The sequence below is a fragment of the Acidimicrobiia bacterium genome (assembly GCA_016650365.1).
Classification (GTDB): domain Bacteria; phylum Actinomycetota; class Acidimicrobiia; order Spongiisociales; family JAENVV01; genus JAENVV01.
Genome location: JAENVV010000259.1, coordinates 1 through 5,823 on the forward strand (window position 1 = coordinate 1; position 5,823 = coordinate 5,823).

The following is a 5,823-nucleotide window of genomic DNA, read 5'->3' on the forward strand; positions in this document are numbered from 1 at the left end:
CTTTTTAAGTTGTACCGCGCCAGGCGACCGTTTTGGGGACTCGTGGCTTACGGCAGGTACTGCTCCACGACCGACGTGATGACGTCCCCGTCAAGTGTGTACCAAACCCATCGACCGCCCGAGTACCACTTGGTTGAGTCGAAATCAGCGTAGATCGCTGCATACTCGGCCGGCGTGATCCGCTGGAGCTGCGGGTAGCCCCGATCCTCAAGAAAGGCTCCTGTCCCGTTGGCGGCGATGAGACAGACGGTGGCGTCAGCCGGAACAACCCTGGTATGGGGCGCTCCGGTCATCTGGATGTAGAAGTCGTTGGGCGCTTCCTGGCCGTCGACAGCTGCGGCTGCCAGGGCCATCTCACCGGTAAGGAAGCGAGCCGGGTCGATGGTCAGTCCAACGCCGCCCGGCACATCCTGTGCCTGCTGTACCTGCCCAAACTGGAGATCTCCGGGTCCGACCGCCACCAGCCCCGGAATGGTCGGGCATCCGTTTTCCGTGACCCTCGTCCACGGTTTTAGAAGCAGATGGTGGGTGCGCTCGTTGATAACACTGCCGTCCTCAGCGGAGTATTCCCAGACGGTCAGTGTGGCCGGAGTTTCGACAGCTACGTCATAGCCGATACCGGTATCGAACGCCCCCCATCCCATACCGTTGGTTGTTTCGACGATCCCCTCCCATAAGACGACTCCGTCCGCCTCCAGGCGGGCCTGGAAAACGGCTTCGAAAACGGCTGCAGTACCCCGAAGCCACACCGGTCCTGAGACGACTGCCCCCGACGCCGGACTCTCGACCAGGATGCCCGGCACTAGATCGATGAAGTCGTCGCGGGTCAGGGGAGCGTCAATGACGAGCCCTTCACTCGAGAAGACGTCGGCTGGTTGGCCGTCGATAAGGAGTCGGACAGCATCGATGCCATTGAAGGCGGTCGCCGTGTAGACCAACTGCGCGAGTCGGCTTGAAATCGAGAACGTTCCGCCGCCCGACTCGAACCCGCCCGACAGATTGATCTCGGCAGTTCCTACGCCAATCGCAGCACCGTTCTCATCAAAGGTCATACCGCTTACCGTCACACCGAGCAGGGTGCTGGTGGTGGGGACGCTGCTGCTGATCGCCGGCGTGCCCGCCGACTCTGCCTCGGTCGGTCCTGCGAGTAGCGCCTTGATAGCGCCTGTGAGAGGTGGAACAGGTCCGGTGAGAGTGTCCGCTTCGATCGGCATCTGCCGTTCGACCGGAATCAAGAACGGCCCCGGCCGGATCTTGGAGTCCCCGTCGTCGGCGAGAAAATAGACGGTGATTGGCAACATGTCCTGAGTCGCGCTGTCGGTGGGGACAGTGGTTACGGGGGTGCTACCTGGTGTGGTAGTCGTGGTTGGTTCAGATGGTGTGGTGACTTGCCCTCCGATTTGCACCTGGCCTGATCCGCATGCTCCGACCAGGAGCAGGGTGGTGGCGGCGATTGTGGTGAACCTGGTACGCATGATGCGCTCCTCCTTGTTGATCATCGTTCACCGTCATCATGCGACGCCAACATCACGTCATCTTCACCGTTGGGTAACAGTTCTGTCACAGGTATGTCGAGTCGAAATGTCAGCCCGCCAGCTGTGCGGCGGAGGGCAGCGAGATCGCCGCCGAGCGATCGAGCGTGGTCCCGGGCGATCGCCAGGCCAAGGCCCGATCCGGACCCAGACCGGGAAGCGTCGGCCTGCGAGAACCTGCCGAACAACCACTCGAGGTCCCCGTCGAATCCGGGTCCTCGATCCGATATCGAGATCGTGAGCCGTCCGTCGTCCACATAGCTTTCGATGTCCACTTCGCTACCCCCGGCGTGAGAGGCCGCGTTGCTCAATACGTTGCCGACGATCCGGTCGAGTCGCCGGCGATCGGTAACAATCCTGTGCGGTTCGCACGCGAGGACCGCTCCGGGCAGGCGATCAGCGACGTGGGCCTTGAGAAAGTCCCGAATGTCGAACGGTTCAGGTCGGATCGGGTCGGACGAGGCATCGAGTCGGGAAATCTCGAGCAGATCGTCAACCAACCGCCGCAACCTACCGACGTCGTGAATAAGAAGCTGCGCCACGCGCCGCAGTTCGCCCGGTAATTCATCGATCTGTCGTCGCAGTAGTTCGGCTTCGTTGACGAGACCGGTGACCGGGGTGCGCAATTCGTGTGCGACGTCGGCAACGAACCGTCGCTGTAGCTCTTCGGAGTCGCGGAGTTGGGCAATGGTCGATTCGAGACTGACAGCCATCTGATTGAATGCACCTGCCCAGTCGCCGAATTCGTCGGTCGAGTTGTCATCGAGTCGGGTGGCTAGGTCACCGGCCGCCATCTTCCGAGCGGCGTGGGCTGCTTCGCCGACGGGTTTGAGTACCTGGCGAGCAACTCGCCTGGCGACGAGGCCTCCGATGGCGATCACGAGAAGCCCCACCAGAAGCGCAGCGTTCCGCAGGGAGGCCAGCGTCGCATCAAGCTCGGCCGTCGGAACGAAGAGGTACAGATCGGGGCCGGTCGATGGCGTACGGGCACCGGCCACGAGGTAGCCCTCGTTGGCGACCGTCGTCCACTGCCAGGCCAGGTTGCCGTCGGCCACCGGCGAGACCAGTTGAGCATCGGGAGGCGTTGAGAACCTGAACCCCGACACGAACGGTTCTCCTTCCCCGAAGTCGACGTATAGACCCTCATCGCCGGCGAGACGGAGATCAGCGTCGAACTGTGCCGCCACGAACTCGTCGAGAGTAGGCGTGGCATCGAGCCTGGCAGGGGCAAGCACGGCTGCGGCGAACTCGACGCGACTGGTCGTGTCAACAATCAGTTGGCTCCGTAAGGCGCCTGACACGACCAGCCAAACCGCCGCCGCGAGCACTGCGGCGGTCAGCCCGACCAACATCAGGGTGGTCCCGATGAGCCGCCGACGCATCAGCTGTGACCGGCGCGATAGCCCACCCCGCGGACCGTTAAGATCAGGACCGGTTCGGCGGGGTTGTCTTCTACTTTTGCGCGCAAACGCTGGACGGCCACATCGACGAGTCGGGAGTCGCCGAGATAGTCGTAGCCCCAGACCCGGTCCAGCAGCATTTCGCGGGTGAACACCTGCTTGGGTCGGCCGGCGAGGGTAGCCAGGAGTTCAAATTCAGTATTGCTCAGCCGGACGAGCTCGTCGTCTTTGGTGACCTCATAGCCCGTCTGGTCGATCGTCAGTGGTCCCAACGTCAGCAGGTCGGCTTGGTGTGTCTCGGTTGATCGCCGCAGGACGGCCCGGAGACGAGCCACCAGGACCGGGAACTCGAATGGCTTGGTGATGTAGTCGTCGGCACCGGCTTCGAGCCCAACGACAACGTCGATCGTGTCAGACCGGGCAGTCAGCATGACTATGGGAACGGTGGCTTCTTTGCGGATGGACCGACAGACCTCAAGCCCGTCGAGTTTTGGCAGCATCACATCGAGCAGAATCGCGTCAGGGCGCCAGTCCCGAAACAACCTCAAGCCCTCGTGGCCGTCGGAGGCTTCGGCCACGGTGAAGCCCGCCTGTCGAAGCCCGATCGCGGTTGTCTCTCGAATCGATTCGTCGTCTTCGACGATAAGAATGCGAGCGTCCATCTGGTGATTATGGTCGCATGTCCGGGCGGGAATGGCGTTTCGCACCCACGATGGGCTGGATCAGACCGAGCTCCAGCTAACTCAGTGACCAGAACGGTCCGGTTAGGCCAAGCGAGGCAAACATAGAAACTACGTCATCGGCGTCAGGGCGATCCCAGTTTGGATCGAACCGCCCCGAATACCAATCATGACCTAATTGAAACACGGTTTGCATATCCACGATTGCCCCGATTTCGGTTCCTTGTGACTGCACCCATTGTTCGACATCGCCTTCCGACCGGAAGGCCATGATGTTGCCTCAGGTGTAGCCGATGTCGTCCCAGAACTGTCGGGCAGGCACCAGGAAGTGCACAACCCCGTCGGGAACGATGGTGCCGTCCGTTACGGTCCACTGGTTGGTCGCCCCGGTGAGCGGATCTTTCGAGGCGAACGTTCCATCTCCGAGCAACGCCAGGATGGCGATCGAGTCCCACCCGCAGTTGGCGAACCAGGTCCGGTCTGCCACGGAGGCGGTGTAGTCGGTGGGGATACCTGAAAACGGATGAGCCATCCAGATCGTATGGGTTCCTGGCTGCAACACGATGGCATGTGCTTCGGCGAGTCCCTCAAGGGCTTCTTGCACCGCTGAGGTCGAAAGAGAGAGCCGATCGGCAATCGTTGCGACGGTCGGGGCAGCGGCTTCGTCCCGGAAGTACCCGTAGATGAAGGCGCGAACAGTTCTATGCACCAGCCCAGTATGGCATTGAGACGAACTCCGGACCGTGGATCGCGGTAGGTGGCGAGAAAGGACGCACGCGAGAATTGAAGTGACGAGAATGAACGACAACGAGAGGATCTTGATGAGCACAATCGTGGTTGGGTTTGTATTGACTGGCGAAGGCAAGGTGGCCCTTGACTGGGCGATAGACGAAGCAAAGCGTAGTGACGCGCGGCTGGTGATCATTCACTCCGCGCGGGGCGGTGATCACGACAAGGATGAAGATGTGATTGCCTACCGCGAGGCGGGGGAGCGTATCGAACAGCGGCTGCGTGACGAAGGTATCTCGAACTTCCGTCTGGCTGGCCTCGTGCTTGGAAACAAGCCGGTTGAAGATATCGTCGACGTCGCCAAATCCGAAGGCGCAGACTTGATTGTGATCGGGGTCAGACGACGCTCGAGCCTCGGCAAGCTCATCCTCGGAAGTAACGCCCAGGCGATCATTATGGAAGCGCCGTGCCCGGTGGTGACCGTCCGCGTTAGCGACCCGGTCGCCTAGCGGCGACTACCAAGCGATTGAACCCTTGACTCTGGCTGGACCGGGTTTTGCCCGGCCCAGCCAGAGTTTCATTCAACCGTGACGGTTTTGGCCAGGTTGCGGGGTTTGTCGACGTCCAGCCCCCTGGCCTTGGAAATGGCATACGCAAAGAGCTGAAGCGGGATGACCGCGGTCACCGGTGCGATCAGCTCTGGAGCATGCGGAACCCAGGCGACGTCGTCGGCCATCCGCTGCCCATCGGTGTCACCCTCGGTCAGCACCATGAGCAAGGTCGCCGAACGGGCTTTGACCTCCTCCATGTTGGACAGTGTCTTGGAATGCAGGTGACTGCTCGGTGCGACTCCGACCACCAGGACGCCCTTTTCGATGAGTGCGATCGGTCCGTGTTTCATCTCACCGGCCGGATAACCCTCGGCGCGAATGTAGGCAATTTCCTTGAGCTTGAGTGCCCCTTCAAGGGCGATCGGGAACGATGCCCCCCGTCCCAGAAAGAAAACGTCCTTCACGTCTTTGTATTTGCGGGCCATCGTCATGATGTCGTCCGCATGCTCAAGAAGCTGTTCCACTTGCTCGGGAAGTTCCCGGATCGACTTGGCCATGAGCTCGATAGTGGCACCGTCAAGGGCCCCGCGAATTTGTCCCAAGTACAGTCCGAGGAGCTGCATGAGCACGAGTTGACATACGAAGGTCTTCGTCGACGCCACTCCGATTTCGGGACCCGCCCTGGTGTACAGCACAGAGTCGGCGACTCTTGCCATGGATGAGTCCACGACATTGGTGGTCGCCACGACATAGGCACCCTGGGCCTTGGCGTACTCAAGGGCGGCCAACGTGTCGGCGGTCTCGCCAGATTGGCTCATGCCGATGACCATCGTACGGTCATCGAGGACCGGATCGCGATACCGGAATTCGGAAGCGATGTCGATCTCGACCGGGAGTCGAGCCCAGCGCTCGATCGCGTATTTCGCCATCA

7 protein-coding genes are annotated in these 5,823 nt (G+C 61.2%); 1 reads left to right on the top strand and 6 read right to left on the bottom strand.

Annotated features, from left to right (window positions below; translation table 11 throughout):
• Positions 1-47: 47 nt before the first annotated feature.
• The 5 genes from JJE47_14845 to JJE47_14865 form a co-directional block, all read right to left on the bottom strand.
• The gene (locus JJE47_14845) at positions 48-1,475 is read right to left on the bottom strand and encodes a GerMN domain-containing protein (GenBank protein MBK5268697.1); all 1,428 of its coding nucleotides are present in this window, start codon (positions 1,473-1,475) and stop codon (positions 48-50) included.
• Positions 1,476-1,495: 20 nt separating this feature from the next.
• Positions 1,496-2,914 carry a HAMP domain-containing histidine kinase gene (locus JJE47_14850; GenBank protein ID MBK5268698.1) on the bottom strand — a complete coding sequence of 473 codons (1,419 nt, stop codon included), beginning with the start codon at positions 2,912-2,914 and terminating at the stop codon, positions 1,496-1,498.
• Positions 2,914-3,594: a response regulator transcription factor gene (locus tag JJE47_14855; GenBank protein ID MBK5268699.1), complete on the bottom strand. Its 681-nt coding sequence runs from the start codon at positions 3,592-3,594 to the stop codon at positions 2,914-2,916. The genes JJE47_14850 and JJE47_14855 overlap by 1 nt, the downstream gene beginning before the upstream one ends.
• A 76-nt stretch (positions 3,595-3,670) precedes the next feature.
• Positions 3,671-3,883 (bottom strand): hypothetical protein, encoded by a 213-nt coding sequence (locus JJE47_14860; protein ID MBK5268700.1) that lies wholly within the window; start codon positions 3,881-3,883, stop codon positions 3,671-3,673.
• 9 nt (positions 3,884-3,892) lie between these two features.
• Complete coding sequence (locus tag JJE47_14865; GenBank protein ID MBK5268701.1) at positions 3,893-4,321, bottom strand: hypothetical protein; 429 nt, start codon at positions 4,319-4,321, stop codon at positions 3,893-3,895.
• Positions 4,322-4,433: 112 nt separating this feature from the next.
• Here JJE47_14865 and JJE47_14870 point away from each other — a divergent pair, with 112 nt between their 5' ends.
• On the top strand, positions 4,434-4,850 hold the full coding sequence (locus JJE47_14870) for a universal stress protein (protein ID MBK5268702.1): 417 nt from the start codon (positions 4,434-4,436) through the stop codon (positions 4,848-4,850).
• 68 nt (positions 4,851-4,918) lie between these two features.
• On the opposite strand, the gene JJE47_14875 is transcribed toward JJE47_14870, so the two are convergent.
• A partial coding sequence (locus JJE47_14875) for an isomerizing glutamine--fructose-6-phosphate transaminase (GenBank protein MBK5268703.1) occupies positions 4,919-5,823 on the bottom strand: 905 nt, incomplete at its 5' end.